This window comes from Streptomyces sp. NPDC094448 (genome assembly GCF_044763775.1).
GTDB lineage: Bacteria > Actinomycetota > Actinomycetes > Streptomycetales > Streptomycetaceae > Streptomyces.
Genome location: NZ_JBIWGU010000004.1, coordinates 122,102 through 137,631, shown reverse-complemented (window position 1 = coordinate 137,631; position 15,530 = coordinate 122,102). Strand labels below are relative to the sequence as shown.

Genomic DNA, 15,530 nt, shown 5'->3' with positions numbered 1-15,530 from the left:
CGCCGGTTCCGGCCGAGACCCGGAGTCGGTCCCGGCCGAGACCCGGAGTCGGTCCCGGCCGAGACCCGGGGTCAGTCCAGGGCCGGGTCCCGCGGCGGGCGGCGGGTGACGAACACGAACTCGCGGCCGGGGCGGTCGGGGGCGTCGCGGACCTCGTGCCCCGGGAAGCCCGTGGCCGCCAGATCGGCGGCGACCTCGTCGCGGGTACGGAAGCGCAGCGTGGAGTCCGAGGTCACGACCGCCCCCGTGGCTCGGAACACACAGGTCTGACGGAAGGTCACCAAGGGCCCGCCGGAGTCCAGGACGTCGTACCAGCTCTCCACCTCCCCTCGGCCGGGAACGTCGACCACCTCGTAGCTCTCCTCCCGGTTCCAGGACTCCCAGGCGCGGCGGGCGGGGTCGCGGGTCTCGAAGACGAGCCGGCCGCCGGGGCGGAGGGCGGCGCGGGCGCCCCGGAGGGTGGCATGCCAGAGGGCCGGGGAGCCGATGGCCTGGGCCACGTTCCCCGTCATCGTGATCAGGTCGAAGCCGCCGAGCGGCGGCAGGGCGGTGATATCGCCGTGGATCCACCGGACCCGGCCGGCCCCCGGCTTGGCGCGGGCCACGTCCAGGGAGGCGCCCGCGGGATCCAGGCCCGTGACGTCGAGACCGCGGTCCGCCAGGAGCAGGGCGAACACCCCGGTGCCGCAGCCGATGTCCAGGATCCGGCGTGCCCCGAACTCCTCCGCCATCCGGAGATAGGCGTCGAGGTCCGGGCGGGCGGCCTCCAGGGGGTCGTAGATCTCGGCCAGGACCGGGTTCTCGAACTTCTCGTCAGCCATGCGTTCGACCGTAGCGGGGGACGGGGAGCGGGCGTTTGATTGTGCGGCGCCCGGGCCGCCCGGACGGGCGAAACCACCGTGTTCATGGGGTGCGTACGGGCGTCGGCGCCCCAGGATGCGGGCATGCTGACACTTCGTCATTCCCGAGACTCCGGACACTCCGGAGATGTAGCGGGCCCAGAAGGCTCCGGACACCCCCGAGACTCCCGGCCCACCCGGTTCGGGCGGACCGTCCGGGCCCTCGCAGTCTCCGCGGTCCTCGCCGGGCAGGCCGTGCTCTTCGCCCCGGGCGCGGCACAGGCCGCCGTCTGCTCGCCCGAGACCGGGTCCTGCGGGTCCGTGGTCATCGCCCCGCTGTCCCAGGAGCCGCCGAGCACCGGGCCGTGCGACAGCCCCGAGCCGGTGGTCTGCCGGATCCGGGCGCAGACCCCGGAGCAGCGCGAGCAGTCGCGCGAGATCCGGATGATGTACCACGGGCTGCTCGTGGAGATGGACCGCGAGGAGTGCGCGATGCGTGCCGCCGGCGCTTCGGAGGAGGAGATCGCCCGGCGCATGGTGCAGCTCCGCAATGACGCCAAGGAGATCACCCGGGCCGGGATGAGCCCCGAGGAGGTGCGCGCGCTGGAGGAGCGCAATATCGCCAAGTACGGCAATCCGCTGGGCCCGACCGCCGACCAGCTCTATGCGAAGTACGGCTCCTGGGAGGCCGTGACCGCCGCCGCGACGCGGACCAGCGTGCCGGTCGACCGGGAGTTGGGCCTCGAATTCCGGGAGTGCCCCTGCGCGGTCGCCTGAGGGCGGCTTCACGGCGGTGCGCCGGTAGCGGCGGGGCGGTACGGGTGGCGGGGCGCGTGCCCCGCCACCCGTACCGCAGTCACGTGATCACGAGGAACCTTCTCCCACCCCATCCCCTTTGTCCTGCGGTGATACGGCGGCGGTGATAGCTTCCCGGCAATCCCCGGAACACCGTGGCCATGACAAAGGCCATGGTGTTCCGGTGTGCCTGTAGCGACGAGCCGGAGGTTTCCTTGAACCAGCAGGTTCACCACACCCCGACCCCCCGCCGCCCGATATCCGCCCGTGCCGCGCTGGTCGGGGCCGTTCTCACCCCGGCGCTGCTGCTGGGCAGTGCGACATCCGCGTCCGCCGGAGTCACCGGCCCCTGGAGCACCCCGGTCGCCCTCTCCGCGACCGGTGCCGACACCGTGCACGTCGCCGAGGTCCGTACGGCCGGGAACGGCGATGTCGTCGCGGCCACGTTCCGGCAGTCCCCCGGCTCCGCGCAGACGGACCTCCTGATCGCGATCCGGCCCGCGGGCAGCGCCGTCTGGGGCGCACCGGCCGTCGTCGACACCCTCCCGGCCGGGACGGCGAACGCCCGCCTCTTCTCGGCGCCCGACGGATCGACCACCCTCACCTGGGTCAAGGTCGCCGCCGCGCAGAACACCATCCGGACGGCGTCGCTCGCCGCCGGAGCCACCGCTTTCTCGGCACCGGTCGACATCGCCGCCGGAGCCGACTACATCGCCCCCGCCACCGCCGTCGGCGCCGGCGGCCGGGCGGTCACCACCTGGATCCGGCAGGGCGACCGCGTCACCGATGTGTACGTCTCCGAGCGGGCGACCGCAGGCGGGGCCTGGTCCGCGCCGGTCAAGCTGGACACCACGCCCGCGGAGACCCTGGAAAGCTCCCTGGAGCCGCTGGTCGCAGCCGACGGCACGGCGACGGTGCTGTGGAACGAGGGCCGTCCCGACGGATCGTCCGTCGTCGCCTCCGACCTGGTCGCGGGCGCCACCGGCTGGACCGCGCCGCGCAGTCTGTCCGGTCCGGCGAACGAAACGGCGGTCCCGCGGGCGGCCGTCGCCCCCGACGGTTCGGCCGTGCTGAGCTGGCTCAGTACCCCGGCGGGCTCCTTCGGGCCCCAGTCCCTCGATGTGCTCGTCCGCCCCGCGGGCAGCACCCAGTGGGGCGCGCCGCAGCAGGCCGCGACCGTCGAGTACGCGGCGGCGAGCCGGCCGCTGATCGGCCCGGACGGCGAGATCACCCTGGTCTGGCGGGGCTACGGCAGCAATGGCTTCGGTATCCACGCCAGCACCCGTTCCCCGGCCACCGGCGCCTGGTCCCCGGTGACCACCCTGAGCCCCGGCTATCCGCGGGACGAGTTCGACGCGGAGATCGGTCCCGACGGCTCCGCGCATGTGCTCTGGACCCAGCAGGACTCGTCGGGCTTCTCGCAGGTGGTCCACTACGCGGGCCGGTCCGGGGGCGCGTGGAGCCCGGCGGTCGCGCTGATGGCGCAGCCGTCCGGGGTGGCCGAGGGCCATGTCGCGGGCGGCCCGGCGGGCCGGACCACGGCAGTGTGGCAGGACAGCCCCGACGGGGTCAGTGGGAAGGTCTGGAGCGCGGGCACGGGTCTGTGACGTGCTGAAACGCTGACGCACTGAGGTGCTGACGCGCTGACGTGCTCCCTCCGGGGCTGAGGGGGTCGGGCCCGTTCGGGGGACGGGCCCGGCACCCGACGCCCCGCGTGTCTGACGCCCCGGATGTCCGGTGAGTCGGGTGCCCGGTGAACCAGTACCGGATGCCCGGCGAGTCGGGTGCCCGGTGAACCAGTACCGGGTGACCAATACCAGGTGCCGGGTGCCGGGGCCGGTGGCCGACCCCGTGGCCGGAAACGTCCCGAGGGGCCGGGAAGGTACCGTATAGGGCGGATACGGTCAGGGGCTCCTCCTTCCGGAGTACGCCTCGTCACCGGCCGCACCCCGCCCCCAGCTCCCCCAGTACTGCCGAGGCCCCGCCGTGACCACCGCTTCCCGCCGCCCCACGGCACCGGCGGCTCCCGGCACCGGCACCGGCGACAGCGCCAGCGACGCCGGCGACGACGGCTCCGGCGGGAACGAGCTGCGGCGCGGGCTCGGGCGGCGGCAGATGGCGCTGCTCGGGCTCGGTTCCGCGCTCGGCACCGGACTGTTCCTCGGTGCGGGCGCCGCGATCTCCGTCGCCGGGCCCGCCGTCCTCCTCAGCTACGCCGCCGGAGCCCTGATCGCCCTCGTCGTCGCCTACGCCCTCGGCGAGATGGTCAGCGCCCTGCCCGTCCGGGGCTCCTTCGGCACCATCGCCGGACGCACCCTCGGCCCCTTCGCCGGATTCTCCGTCCGGTGGATCTACTGGCTCGCGCTGATCGTCGGTATCGGCTCCGAGGTCGTCGCCGCCGCGATCTACCTGCGCTTCTGGTGGCCCGATGTCCCCCTGTGGGCCGCGGTCCTCGTCTTCGCGGCCGCCGTCACCGGCGTCAACGCGACCGGAGTGCGGAATTTCGGCACCACCGAGTCCGTCCTCAGTGCGATCAAGGCCTTCGCGGTCGTCGCGTTCATCGTCATCGGGGCCGTACTGATCGTCTTCGGACTGCCGGACCGGCCCGCGACCGGTATCGGCAACTGGACCGCGCACGGCGGTTTCGTCCCCGAGGGGCCGCTGGCCATCTGGCTGGTGATGGCGATCGTGCTGTTCAGCTTCGCGGGCATCGAACTCGTCGCCGTCTCCGCGCCCGAGGCGAAGGACCCCGGCCCGGCGCTCCGCGGCGCCCTGCGGACCCTCGTCCTCCGGCTCACCCTCTTCTATCTGGGCGCGATCGCCGTGATGCTCGCCGTCCTGCCGTGGACCGAGGTGTCCGGCGGGCACGGCACCGAGGGCAGCCCGTTCGTGACGATGTTCGCCGCGGCCGGGATCCCCGCCGCGGCCTCCGTCACCAACTTCGTCGTCCTGGTGACCGCGCTGTCCGCCGCCAACGCCAATCTGTACGCCGCCGGGCGGATGCTGCACTCCCTCGGCGGCGACCGGTTCGCGCCGCGCGCCCTCGGCGCCACCACCGGGCACGGGGTGCCGCGCCGGGCGATCCTCTGCTCCGCGCTGGGCTTCCTGGTCACCGCCGGGCTGACCGCGCTCTTCGGCGACCGGGTCTTCGGGGTGCTGCTGGCGCTGGGCACGTTCGGGATCGTCGCGGTGTGGATCACCGTCCTGCTGACGCTGCTCGCCTTCCGCCGGGATCCGGACCGGCCGCCGTCCACGCTGCGGCTGCCCGGCGGGCGGGTGACCCCGGTGCTGGGGATCGCCGCGCTGCTGTCGGTGTACGCGACGGGGATCTTCGTCCCCGAGATGCGGACCGCGTGCCTGGTGGGCGTTCCGGCACTGCTGGTACTGGCGGGGGCCTACGCCCTGCTGGTCCGGGCCCGGACGGGGCGGACGGGTCGGACGGACGGGCCCCGCGGGTAACCAGCCGGGTCGGACGGACGGCCCCCGCAAGCAACCCACCGGGTCGGACGGACGGCCCCCGCAAGCAACCCACCGGGTCGGACGGACGGCCCCCGCAAGCAACCCGCCGGGTCGGACGGACGGCCCCCGCGGGGGACCCCCGACACCCGCAGGCCCGGCCCGGCGTACCGCGGGCGGGGCGGGGAAGCCCGTACCACCGGCTCCCCCGCCCCACACGGTCACAGCATGTCCGCGTCCGTCCGCGGGCGGACCAGCAGTGCGGCCCGCTTGTCCGGGAGGACGATCTCGCCCGCGTCCCGGAAGCCCGCCGCCGCGAACGCCCGCAGGGACGGCGCGTTGGTGATGTCCGGTTCGGCGACCACCCGCGGGCAGTCCGGATCGGCCGCGAGCAGCCCGTCCGCGAGCGCCCCCAGCAGTTCCCGGCCGAGTCCCCGGCCGGTGCGCCCCTGCTCGCCGATGGCGATGTGCAGGCCGAGGTCGCGGGCGCCGTAGGGGTAGTGGGCGGCGAGCCGGTCCCGGGCCACCCGGTACACCTCGACGTACGCGAAGGCCTCGCCGTCCAGGACGATCAGCACCGGCAGGATGGCGTCCCCGGCCAGATGGCCGGCGATCTCCTCCTCCCAGCGCGCCTTGGGCCAGGCCTGGTGCCAGAAGGCGTCGATGTGCGGGGACTGCATCCAGCCGTGCACCAGGTCGAGGTCGGCGCCGTGGGATCTCGCCACCCGGGCCGTCCAGCGGCCGCCCAGCCGGGGCAGCGGCGGCCCCGGCACGGTGGTCGTATCGGGCGGGTCCTGGTGTAACGACGTCATACGGAGGCCTCCATCAGGGGGTTGGGGGCGTCGAGATAGACGGACTGCGCGTCCAGCGGGGCGAGCACCTCGTCGATCCCGTGCAGCCGGGTGAGCAGATTGCCCTTGGTGGGCAGGGTAGTGGCGGTCAGCCAGCGGCGGGCGAGCCGGTCGCCGCGGGGCCCGGCGGCGGCCAGCCCGGGCAGGGCGGCCCGCAGCCGGTCCGCGAGGACGCCGAGCAGGGCGCGCTCGTCGGCGAGTCCGTCGATGGCGAGGGCGCCGACGACCGACAGCGCCTGGTTGCGCAGCAGGTAGTACGAGAGCCGGTCGTCCACGATGTCGTCGTCGACCACGGCGAGGGTGGACGCGTCGGTACCGGTCCGCCGGAGGACCGCGGGCAGATGGGACGCGGCCAGGTAGTAGCCCTGGTTGTCGCGGAAGGCGGAGCCGGTGACGCGGCCCCGGGAGTCCAGCCGCAGGAGCGTGTTCTGCTGGTGTGCTTCGAGGCCGATGCCGGTGGCCGCGTACAGGTGCAGCATCGGGATCAGCGTACGGTCGAAGAAGTCCGCGGCCCACTCCTCGGCGGTGCCGGGGCCGAGGGCGGCCACGATCTCACCGAGGGGGGTACGGCCGATTCCGGGCCGGGGCGCGACCAGGCCGACCAGGGTACGGAGGTTCTCGATGCCGTCGGGGACCTCGCGGACCGCGACGTCGAGGCCGGTGATCTCGGGGCCTTCGGGGCGGCCGGGTTCGTCGACGGCGAGCCACGCCGGGTCGCGGGTGACCGAGAAGCCGGGGTGGGCGGCGAAGGTGGCGTCGGCGTGGCCCGCGTCGAGGAGCCGGTTGATCTCCAGTCCGCGGAGGAGTTCCGTACGGGTCGATTCACGGCGGGAGTTGGTGAGCCGCAGCCCGAGGGAGAGTTTGAGCATCACCTCCGCGCCGGGCCGGTAGAGGGTGCGGACGCTGGAGGTGGGCCACCATGCGGGGCCGAGTTCGCCGAGGGGTTGCAGGGCGCCGGAGGCGATCAGGGCGGCGGTCCGGGGGCGGTGCAGGACGTCCCGGGCCTGCCAGGGGTGGGCGGGGACCAGGATCCGGCCGCCGGTGTCGGGCCGGCCCGCGAGGTCGGCGAGGAGTTCGACGGTGTTCCGGCCGTTGAGGGACGGGGCGCCGTCGACGGCGTCGTGGGAGACGACGGACGGGTCGGCGGCGAACCAGTGCAGCCGGAAGGAGCCGCGCAGTTCGGGCGAGTAGACCCGGTTCTCCTGGTCGGAGATCCCGTCGCGGGATTTGGGCGCGGGGTGGTAGAGGTGCCCGAGGAGGAGGGCCTGCTCGGATTCGAGGAAGGCGTCGACTCCGGCGGGGGGTTCGGGGTGGGCGCGCCGGTCGGCGATGAAGGCGGTGACCCTGCGGACGGATTCGGCGGTACGTTCCACGAGGTCGGCGATCTCGCCGGCGGCGATGGCGCCCCGGCGGCCGGGGGCGCGGCTCGCGGTCTCGGTGGAGAGCAGGGCGACGACGGTCACCGGGTCGGCGGTGGCGCCCAGGGGGCCGCCGGGGCCTTCGAGGCGGACCGGGCCGAAGCGGTGCCAGCCGGTCGGGGAGCGGTGTACGACCTCGGTGACCAGGGCCAGCCCGAGGGCGGGCAGGTCGATCCTGAGCGGGCCCGCGGCGGGCTCCGTACCGGACTCCATGAGCCGGCTGCGGAGCAGGGCTTCGAGATGGGCGTGTTCGGCGGCGGCGCGGGGGTCGAGGCCGTGCAGCGGCTCGGTGGCCCGGGTGACGGCGGCCGCGGTGGTCGTGGTGGTGGCGGTCATGCGCCGCCCTCCTCGGCGAGCGGGTTGGGGTGGGTGCCGTTGGGGTACAGGGCGTGCCGCAGGGCGCGGTCGGTGTAGCGGGTGACGACGATACGGTCGCGGTTGAGCCCGTACCGCGGGATCTGCTCGGTCAGCAGGTCGTACTCGGCGAACCGGCCCTCCAGCTCCGGGAACCGCTTGCGGAAGTCCTTCTGGAAATCGAGGATCGTACGCCGCACCAGCTTCCAGAACGTCTTCTCGGGGACGCCGAGCTGCTCTTCGCAGAGCGGGGCGAGATAGCGGAAGTGGCCGACGAACACCTGGTCGACAACGTGCTGGCGGATGATCGACGGGTGCTTGCGGGGCAGGACATGGGCGTGGCCGTCGGGCTCGGGGCCGCGCTCGGGGACCTCGGTGAAGGAGACGCAGACGTCGTCGACGAAGTCCTTCAGATACAGCCGGACGGGGACGTCGTTCTGGTCGTAGCCGATGAGGGTGTTCTGCCCGTGCGGGTTGAAGGTGACCCCGTATTTGTAGAGGACGTGCAGCAGCGGCGCGAGGAGCGTGTCGAAGAGCTGCCGCAGCCACTTCTCGGGCTTGAGGCCGGAGGCGCGGACCAGCTCGGCGACGAAGGCGTCCCCTGCGGTGTCGGTGTGGAGGAGGGAGGCGAAGGTACGGACCCGCTCATCGGGGTCCTTGCGGGCCGACACCGACTCCCGCCAGATGCAGCCCAGGGTCTCCAGGTGCTGGTAGGGCGCCTGGTCCAGATGGGAGAGGTAGGGGTGGTGGACGGTGACGGACGCGACCTCGCCGAGGAACACGGTCCGTGTCTCCTCGGTGAGGAAGGGGTCGCGGTCGACGAGTCCGCGCAGCCACTGGGTGACGACGGGCGCGCCGGAGGTGCAGTGCGGCGGGATACCGCGCCAGACGAGGGTGTTGAGGATCTTGAGCGGAAGTTTGACGTCGTACCGCTCGGGGGTGCCGGTATTGGCCATGGTCCGGATGGACTGGCCGGGGAGGTAGTGGTCGGGGCTCTGGCCGAGGGGGATGATCCGGCGCTGGGCGATATCGGCGGCGTGCAGGATCTGCACGGCGTGGTCCCACTGCCAGGGGTGGACCGGCATCCAGACGTAGCCGTCGGGGTCGACTCCGGCGGTTTCGAGTACGGCGGTGAAGCGGGTCCGGGTGGCGTCGTCCAGCTCGCGGGCTATGACGGCCTGTTCGGAGAGTTCGGAGGTACCGCGGAACTCGGCGAGGCCGCGGTGGACCGCGACCCACTGGAGGGTGAGCGGCTGGGCGGCCTCGGGGGCGTACTTCCGTACGTCGGTGGCGGAGAAGCCGATCCGGCCCTTGTTGGCGACGAGCAGATTGTGGCCGGTCATCCGGCACTCCAGCTCGGTGTGGCCGAGGGAGCGGAGTTCGGCGACGGTCTCGCCGCCGTGGGTGAGGCGGGCCGCGTCGACGGCGAGGGTCGCGGAGAGTTCGGTGAAGTAGGTGGCGACCGTGGAGGCGTCGCTGCCGATGGTGGAGGCGGCTTCGATCAGGAACTGCTGGGCGTCCCAGGCGGGCTGGGCGATGGAGTTGCCGAGCATGCCGGCGCCGGTGCGGGTGATGGAGTCCGGGTCGACCCGGAGGCCGTTGAAGGCACCGGTGGTGGCGCGGAACGCGTAGGCGGCTCCGCTGTCGAGGTCGACGCGGTAGGCGGCCTGGCGGCTGCCGTCGCCGCCGTCTCCTCCGTCGTCCGTCCTGACCGCTTTCAGCATGTCCTCGAAGCACCATTCGCCGAGGGCTTTGGCCAGAAGGCGTCGATTGGCCTCGCGCCAGGCGGCGGGGTCGGTGGCGGTGAGATCGGGGACGGGATGGTCGGACTGATCAGGCTGATCGGGCTGGCCAGGCTGAGCGGGCATCGAACGGCTCCGGGGTAGGTGGTGCACGGCAGTGGCGGATCACGGGGACGGCACGGACACGGCGCTGACCGGTGCTGTTGGCAGCGAACAGAGCAAGCCTTAGGTAAGCCTTCCCTAATATGCAAGCGCAACTTTCAGCCACGAAGATCGACCTGACGCCACATCAGATTTAATTAGGCTAGCCTTACCGAACCAGGGGCGATCTTCCTGGTCGGCGGTTCTCTCGTGCCCGGGTCGGGACGGTCCGACACCTGCGCACGGGCATCGGCACAACGGCGATACGGCTCCAGCTCCTGCTCTTGCTCCTGCCCCCTGCTCCAGCTCCAGCTCCAGCTCCAGCTCCAGCTCCAACCCCTGCTCCACAGCACGACCCCGGCACCACCCGACCCGACGGCCACGGGCGCCCCCGACCCGGCGTCCATGAACCGGTGTTCCTGCCCCCGGCATTCCTGCCCCGACATCCGTGACCGGCACCGGCACCGGGACCGGCGTGAGGAGAGCGTGTGAGCACAGCAGCGTCGGCGACCGGACCGACCGGATCCACCGGGCCGCATGAACCCACCGGGCCCACCGGGCCGGTCGGTCCCGTGGGCCGCCCGCACCCCGCCCGCCCCGCCTGGACCTTCGCGCTCGTCAGCGCCGGAGGCGTCGTCATGACCCTCGACGTCACCGTCGTCAACATCGCCCTTTCGGACATGTCACGGGATCTGAACGCCGGTCTCGGCCGGATGCAGTGGACGATTTCCGCCTACTCCCTGGCCTTCGGGGCGCTGCTGCTCACCGCGGGTGCCCTCTCCGACCGGCTCGGCCGCCGCGCCGTCTTCACCGCCGGGACCGCGCTCTTCACCGTCGCCTCCGCCGCCTGCGGGCTGGCGCCCGGCGCTGGCGCGCTGATCGCGGCCCGAGCCGTCCAGGGGCTGGGCGGGGCGCTGATGTTCGCCCCGGCGCTGGCGCTGCTCGCCGCCGCCTACCAGGACGAGGGCCGCAGGCGCTCCGCGATCGCCGCGTTCGCCGCGATCGCCTCGGGCGCGGGGGCGCTGGGACCATTGGTCGGCGGGGTGTTCACGGAGGCCGCGGGCTGGCGGTGGATCTTCCTGGTGAATGTGCCGATCGGGATCCTGGTGGTCGTCGGCGCGCTGACCCGGATGCCGGAGTCGGCCGCGCCCGCCGGGACCGGCCGCCGGATCGACCCGGTGGGCGCGCTGCTCGCCGTGGGGGCCCTGCTGGCCCTGCACTATCCGCTGGTCGCGGCCTCGGAACACGGCTGGATTTCCGTGCAGGTCCTCGGTTCCGCCGGACTCGGGGTGCTGCTGACGGCGGCGCTGGTGGTGAGCCAGCGGCGCGGAGACGGGCTGATCGACCTCTCCCTGTTGCGGATCCGGGCGTTCGCGGGCGCGGCGGTACTCGGTTTCCTCGCCCGGCTGGCCGGGCTCGGCACCCTGGCGCTGACCACGCTCTGGCTGGCCGGCACCTACGCGTACTCCCCGCTGGAGACCGGACTGCACCTGCTGCCACTGACCGGAAGCCTGCTGCTCATGGGCCTGTTCATGGCCCGCCTCCAGCGGGCCTTCCCGGCGTCCTCGCTGGTCGCGGCGGGTTTCGCGGTGAAGGGCCTCGGGCTGCTGGCACTGGCGTGGGCGGCGGCGGGCGGCCCCGGGGCGGTGACGGTGACCGCGCTGGTGCTGATCGGCACCGGCGGCGCGCTGATCTTCCCGCCGCTGATGGGCGTGGCCGTCGCCGCGGTCCCCGCCGATCGGGCCGGTATGGCATCGGGCCTGACGAACGCGGCGTACCCGCTGGGCACGGCGGCGGGTGTCGCGGTCTTCGGCGCGGTGTTCGCGAGTGGCCTGTCCGCCCGGCTCGGCACATCGGAGGGGCTGCGCGAGGCGGTCGAGACGGCCCGCTTCGACCTGCTGCCGGGCGCTTCCCGCGCCGTGGCCGAATCGGCGTTCGCCTCGGCGTTCACGGTGGTGTGCCTGTCCGCGGCGGCGGTCTGCGCGATCGGCACGGCGGTGGCGGCCGCGACCCTGCGCACTCCCCCGGAGCCGGTGACGGCGGAGCCCGTACGGGAGAAGGCCCTCAGGGCCTGAGGTGGTCGAGGAGCCCCGGGGGTTCGGGGTACTCCTCCTCCCGGGGCAGCAGCGCCCGGGCCCCGTCCGTATCCCCCGCCCGGACCAGCCCGTGGATTGCGTGCGCAAGAGGCGTCACATCCGTGATCCCGGTGATCCACTCGTCCGCGTAGCGCCGTACGGCCTCACCGGAGAGCCCGAGTTGCAGGGCCCGGTACGGCAGCGGCTGAAGCCGGACGCCGCGCTCGGGATCCCACTGCACCCGCGCCGGCGCCTGCTTCAGGTCCCGCCGCCAGTCGGCCTGGTCGCCGTGGAGGCCGGGGACGTACCAGGTCAGACAGGCGTGCTCCAGGGCCCATGCGAAGCCCTCGCGGGTGATCTCGACGGCGAGGACGGTCTCCTGGTCCTCCTTGGCGCCCCAGCCGCAGCGGTACATCATCCACAGGAACGACGGCTTGATCCAGGTCATCCGCTCCCGCTTCCACGCGGCGGGAAACCGCCCGTCCCGGGCGGCGGGCAGCCCGATCCGCGGGGCGTAGGCCTGGTAGACGGTGACGGTGGTGTCGGTGTACCGGGCGCGTATCCGGTGCCGGGTGTGCTCTGCCATGACGCCCAGGGTGTCCGCGGCGCCGGAGGACCCGCCACTCTTTTACTGCCTGTCCGCCCCGGCGATCTCGGCGAGCAGTTCCCGGACCCGTCGTTCGATGCCGTCGCGGATGGGCCGGACGGAGTGGAGGCCCTGTCCGGCGGGGTCGTCGAACCGCCAGTCCAGGTAGGTCTTTCCGGGGAAGACCGGGCAGGCGTCGCCGCAGCCCATGGTGATGACGTAGTCGGACGCGCGGACGGCTTCGGGAGTGAGGAGCCTCGGAGTGATCCCGGTGAGGTCGATGCCCTTCTCCGCCATGGCCTCGACGACGGCGGGGTTCAGCGCGTCGGCGGGCGCGGAGCCAGCGGACCGGACCTCGACGCGGTCTCCGGCGAGGTGGGTGAGGAAGGCGGCGGCCATCTGGGAGCGTCCGGCGTTGTGGACACAGACGAACAGCACGGACGGCTTGGCATGAGGGCGGTCAGACACGGGGGGAACTCCCATCGGGGAAAGCAGCCGGGACGGTGGCGGGGAAGTAGCGGCGGGTCCTGAGGGCGACGTGGACGAGGCCGATGAGCACCGGGACCTCGATGAGGGGACCCACCACTCCGGCGAGGGCCTGTCCGCTGTCCGCGCCGAAGGTGGCGACGGCGACCGCGATGGCCAGTTCGAAGTTGTTGCCCGCCGCGGTGAACGCCAGAGTCGTCGCGCGGGCGTAGCCGAGTCCGGCCGCGCAGCCGATGGCCAGGGAGCCCGCCCACATGACGGCGAAGTACACGAGCAGGGGCAGGGCGATCCGGACGGTGTCGAGGGGCCGGGAGGTGATGGCCTCGCCCTGGAGGGCGAAGAGGATCACGATGGTGAACAGCAGCCCGTAGAGGGCGAAGGGGCCGATCCGGGGCAGCAGCTCCGTCTCGTACCAGTCGCGGCCACGGGCCTTCTCGCCGATCCGCCGGGTGAGGTATCCGGCGGCGAGCGGGATACCGAGGAAGACCAGCACGGCGCGGGCGATCTCCCCTGCGGAGATATCGAGTCCGCTCGTGGCCAGGCCCAGCAGGCCCGGCAGCACGTCCAGGTAGAACCAGCCGAGCAGGCCGAAAGCGAGGACCTGGAAGACGGAGTTGAGGGCGACGAGGACGGCGGCGGCCTCCCGGTCACCGCACGCGAGGTCGTTCCAGATGACCACCATGGCGATGCAGCGGGCGAGGCCGACGATGATCAGCCCGGTGCGGTACTCGGGCAGATCCGGCAGGAAGATCCACGCCAGGGCGAACATCAGCGCCGGGCCGACGACCCAGTTCAGCACCAGCGACCACACCAGCAGCGGGCGATCGCGGGTGACGGTGTCCAGCCGGTCGTAGCGCACCTTGGCCAGGACCGGATACATCATCACCAGCAGCCCGAGCGCAATCGGCAGCGACACCCCGGCCACCGTCCCTCCCGCGAGCGCGTCCCCCAGACCCGGCACCGAGCGCCCGAGTCCGAGTCCGACGGCCATCGCCAGGAGGATCCACACCGCCAGATACCGGTCGAGGAACGACAGCCGCGCACCCACCGGCCCGGCCGCGCCCGCAGCGCTCACGTACCGGCTCCGGCCGGGCCGCATCCGGTGGCGGGGAGGGGCTCGCCCCCGGGCCGGGTCAGGATTCCGGCGAGACGGTCGGTCGTCTCCGGCAGCAGCCGGTAGTACACCCAGGTCCCGCGCCGCTCCGAGGCGATCAGCCCGGCTTCCCGCAGCAGTTTCAGATGGTGGGAGATCGTCGGCTGGGACAGGTCGAACGCCGGTGTCAGATCGCAGACGCAGACCTCCCCGCCCGCGCGGGAGGCGATCATCGACAGCAGCCGCAGCCGGACCGGGTCCCCCAGCGCCTTGAACACCTTCGCCAGGACGACCGCCTGCTCCTCGTCCAGCGGGGCGGACAGCAGACCCGGGCAGCAGCCCTCGGTCCCGGTGTCCTGTGCGAGTACTTCCAGCCCTTGATTCGACATTCCTCTATGTTGACGAATTTCGATTCAAGGAGCAAGCTCGGAACCACAAGACATCGATAAACATCGATACAGCCTTTTCAGGGAGGCATCATGTCCCGTGTCCAGCTCGCACTCAACGTCGCCGACCTCGAAGCTTCCGTGGCCTTCTACTCCCGGTTGTTCGGCACCGAACCCGCCAAGCGCCGCCCCGGCTACGCCAACTTCGCCATCGCCGAACCCCCGCTCAAGCTGGTCCTCATCGAAGGCGAACCCGGCCAGGACACCCGCCTCGACCACCTCGGCGTCGAAACCACCTCCACCGACCTGGTCACCGCCGCCGCCACCCGGCTCCGGGAGGCCGGACTCGCCACCTTCGAGGAGAACGACACCTCCTGCTGCTACGCCCTCCAGGACAAGGTCTGGGTCCACGGCCCCGGCAAGGAACCCTGGGAGGTCTATGTCGTCAAGGCCGACACCGACCGGATGGCGAACGACGCTCCCGCAGAGGCGGAGGGGCCGTGCTGCACCACGCCGGAGGAGCAGGGACAGACCGGCACGGAGTGCGCCTGCGCGGCGGGATAACCACTCCTGGATGACGCCCCCCGCTCCCGGAGAAGGCGACGACAGGTCCGGACGGGGGACAGAGCGGCGGACTCGCCGTGGCGCCGGCCGGGTCTCTGGTACATACGTCAAGGGCCGGCAGGGGGACCGGTGGGCAACGGCGCGCTGCGGCGCGGCGGTCGACATCCTTCGGAGGTACTCATGCGACGGCTGACCACCCTCGCTGCCGCTCTGCTGATCGCGGGCGGCGTCCTGCCGGGAGCGGCGGGCGCCGCAACCGGGACGGAAGCGCGCTGTTCCACGGTGTGGGGCAGCGGCACCGAATCGGCGGGCTCGCGGTCCAACGTACCGCTGCGCGATATCCGTACCGGCAGGCACGCCTGCTTCGACCGGATGGTCTTCGACCTCGCCAGTACGGCGGGGTCTGCGGGATTCCACGTCCGGTACGTCGACACGTTCCGGCAGGACTTCACGGGCGACCCGATCCCCGTCGCGGGCGGCGCGGTCCTGGAGATCGCGGTCAGGGCGCCGAGTTACGACGGCGAGCTGAACCCCACCTACCCCGCGCGGGGCAAGCGAGCCCTCCCCGGGGTGGACGTCACCGGCTACCGGACCTTCCGTGACCACAAGTTCGGCACCAGCTGGGAGGGGTGGACGCAGGTGGGTCTCGGGGTGCGGGCGCGGCTGCCGTTCCGGGTGGTGCGGACCGGTGACCGGGTGATCGTGGACGTGGCGCACCGCTGGTAGGCCCGGTGGCGTCCGGCG

General features: G+C 72.8%; 14 protein-coding genes. 6 read left to right on the top strand and 8 right to left on the bottom strand.

Annotated elements, in window-relative coordinates; all coding sequences use genetic code 11:
- Positions 1 to 71 precede the first annotated feature (71 nt).
- On the bottom strand, positions 72 to 821 hold the full coding sequence (locus ACIQ9E_RS09235) for a class I SAM-dependent methyltransferase (RefSeq protein WP_403704405.1): 750 nt from the start codon (positions 819 to 821) through the stop codon (positions 72 to 74).
- 123 nt (positions 822 to 944) lie between these two features.
- Here ACIQ9E_RS09235 and ACIQ9E_RS09230 point away from each other — a divergent pair, with 123 nt between their 5' ends.
- From ACIQ9E_RS09230 to ACIQ9E_RS09220, 3 genes are all read left to right on the top strand, one after another.
- Complete coding sequence (locus ACIQ9E_RS09230; RefSeq protein ID WP_403704402.1) at positions 945 to 1,616, top strand: hypothetical protein; 672 nt, start codon at positions 945 to 947, stop codon at positions 1,614 to 1,616.
- Positions 1,617 to 1,849: 233 nt separating this feature from the next.
- Positions 1,850 to 3,241, top strand: coding sequence for a hypothetical protein (locus ACIQ9E_RS09225; RefSeq protein ID WP_403704399.1), 1,392 nt, complete (start codon positions 1,850 to 1,852; stop codon positions 3,239 to 3,241).
- A gap of 379 nt (positions 3,242 to 3,620) precedes the next feature.
- Positions 3,621 to 5,093 carry an amino acid permease gene (locus ACIQ9E_RS09220; RefSeq protein ID WP_403704396.1) on the top strand — a complete coding sequence of 491 codons (1,473 nt, stop codon included), beginning with the start codon at positions 3,621 to 3,623 and terminating at the stop codon, positions 5,091 to 5,093.
- Between the two features lie 218 nt (positions 5,094 to 5,311).
- On the opposite strand, the gene ACIQ9E_RS09215 is transcribed toward ACIQ9E_RS09220, so the two are convergent.
- From ACIQ9E_RS09215 to ACIQ9E_RS09205, 3 genes are read right to left on the bottom strand one after another with little or no spacing between them, the layout of a single operon-like run.
- Positions 5,312 to 5,902, bottom strand: a complete 591-nt coding sequence (locus tag ACIQ9E_RS09215) for a GNAT family N-acetyltransferase (protein WP_403704393.1) — start codon at positions 5,900 to 5,902, stop codon at positions 5,312 to 5,314.
- Entirely contained in the window at positions 5,899 to 7,695 is a 1,797-nt protein-coding gene (locus ACIQ9E_RS09210) for an IucA/IucC family protein (protein ID WP_403704390.1), read from the bottom strand. The genes ACIQ9E_RS09215 and ACIQ9E_RS09210 overlap by 4 nt, the downstream gene beginning before the upstream one ends.
- The gene (locus ACIQ9E_RS09205) at positions 7,692 to 9,581 is read right to left on the bottom strand and encodes an IucA/IucC family protein (protein ID WP_403704387.1); all 1,890 of its coding nucleotides are present in this window, start codon (positions 9,579 to 9,581) and stop codon (positions 7,692 to 7,694) included. Before ACIQ9E_RS09205 ends, ACIQ9E_RS09210 begins: the two co-directional genes overlap by 4 nt.
- Positions 9,582 to 10,084: 503 nt before the next feature.
- Between ACIQ9E_RS09205 and ACIQ9E_RS09200 the strand changes: the two genes are divergently transcribed.
- Positions 10,085 to 11,671 (top strand): MFS transporter, encoded by a 1,587-nt coding sequence (locus ACIQ9E_RS09200; RefSeq protein WP_403704384.1) that lies wholly within the window; start codon positions 10,085 to 10,087, stop codon positions 11,669 to 11,671.
- Here ACIQ9E_RS09200 and ACIQ9E_RS09195 read toward each other — a convergent pair.
- Genes ACIQ9E_RS09195 through ACIQ9E_RS09180 form a run of 4 tightly spaced genes read right to left on the bottom strand, consistent with a single transcriptional unit; the run spans position 11,661 to position 14,225 of the window.
- On the bottom strand, positions 11,661 to 12,257 hold the full coding sequence (locus tag ACIQ9E_RS09195; protein WP_403704381.1) for a DUF4291 domain-containing protein: 597 nt from the start codon (positions 12,255 to 12,257) through the stop codon (positions 11,661 to 11,663). The genes ACIQ9E_RS09200 and ACIQ9E_RS09195 overlap by 11 nt on opposite strands.
- 42 nt (positions 12,258 to 12,299) lie before the next feature.
- Positions 12,300 to 12,740, bottom strand: coding sequence for an arsenate reductase ArsC (locus tag ACIQ9E_RS09190; protein ID WP_403704378.1), 441 nt, complete (start codon positions 12,738 to 12,740; stop codon positions 12,300 to 12,302).
- Positions 12,718 to 13,818 (bottom strand): ACR3 family arsenite efflux transporter, encoded by a 1,101-nt coding sequence (gene arsB, locus ACIQ9E_RS09185; RefSeq protein ID WP_403704375.1) that lies wholly within the window; start codon positions 13,816 to 13,818, stop codon positions 12,718 to 12,720. The genes ACIQ9E_RS09190 and arsB overlap by 23 nt, the downstream gene beginning before the upstream one ends.
- A complete protein-coding gene (locus ACIQ9E_RS09180) occupies positions 13,815 to 14,225 on the bottom strand; it encodes an ArsR/SmtB family transcription factor (RefSeq protein WP_389891019.1) in 411 nt (136 codons plus the stop codon). Before ACIQ9E_RS09180 ends, arsB begins: the two co-directional genes overlap by 4 nt.
- Positions 14,226 to 14,315: 90 nt before the next feature.
- On the opposite strand from ACIQ9E_RS09180, the gene ACIQ9E_RS09175 reads away from it, so the two are divergent.
- On the top strand, positions 14,316 to 14,786 hold the full coding sequence (locus ACIQ9E_RS09175) for an ArsI/CadI family heavy metal resistance metalloenzyme (RefSeq protein ID WP_403704372.1): 471 nt from the start codon (positions 14,316 to 14,318) through the stop codon (positions 14,784 to 14,786).
- Positions 14,787 to 14,966: 180 nt separating this feature from the next.
- Positions 14,967 to 15,512, top strand: coding sequence for a hypothetical protein (locus ACIQ9E_RS09170; RefSeq protein WP_403704369.1), 546 nt, complete (start codon positions 14,967 to 14,969; stop codon positions 15,510 to 15,512).
- Positions 15,513 to 15,530: the final 18 nt, after the last annotated feature.

Coding starts and splice junctions, on each gene's coding strand:
- ACIQ9E_RS09235 (WP_403704405.1), bottom strand. CDS start 821: ATGGCTGACGAGAAGTTCGAGAACCCGGTCCTGGCCGAGATCTACGAC.
- ACIQ9E_RS09230 (WP_403704402.1), top strand. CDS start 945: ATGCTGACACTTCGTCATTCCCGAGACTCCGGACACTCCGGAGATGTA.
- ACIQ9E_RS09215 (WP_403704393.1), bottom strand. CDS start 5,902: ATGACGTCGTTACACCAGGACCCGCCCGATACGACCACCGTGCCGGGG.
- ACIQ9E_RS09210 (WP_403704390.1), bottom strand. CDS start 7,695: ATGACCGCCACCACCACGACCACCGCGGCCGCCGTCACCCGGGCCACC.
- ACIQ9E_RS09205 (WP_403704387.1), bottom strand. CDS start 9,581: ATGCCCGCTCAGCCTGGCCAGCCCGATCAGCCTGATCAGTCCGACCAT.
- ACIQ9E_RS09195 (WP_403704381.1), bottom strand. CDS start 12,257: ATGGCAGAGCACACCCGGCACCGGATACGCGCCCGGTACACCGACACC.
- ACIQ9E_RS09190 (WP_403704378.1), bottom strand. CDS start 12,740: ATGGGAGTTCCCCCCGTGTCTGACCGCCCTCATGCCAAGCCGTCCGTG.
- ACIQ9E_RS09180 (WP_389891019.1), bottom strand. CDS start 14,225: ATGTCGAATCAAGGGCTGGAAGTACTCGCACAGGACACCGGGACCGAG.
- ACIQ9E_RS09175 (WP_403704372.1), top strand. CDS start 14,316: ATGTCCCGTGTCCAGCTCGCACTCAACGTCGCCGACCTCGAAGCTTCC.
- ACIQ9E_RS09170 (WP_403704369.1), top strand. CDS start 14,967: ATGCGACGGCTGACCACCCTCGCTGCCGCTCTGCTGATCGCGGGCGGC.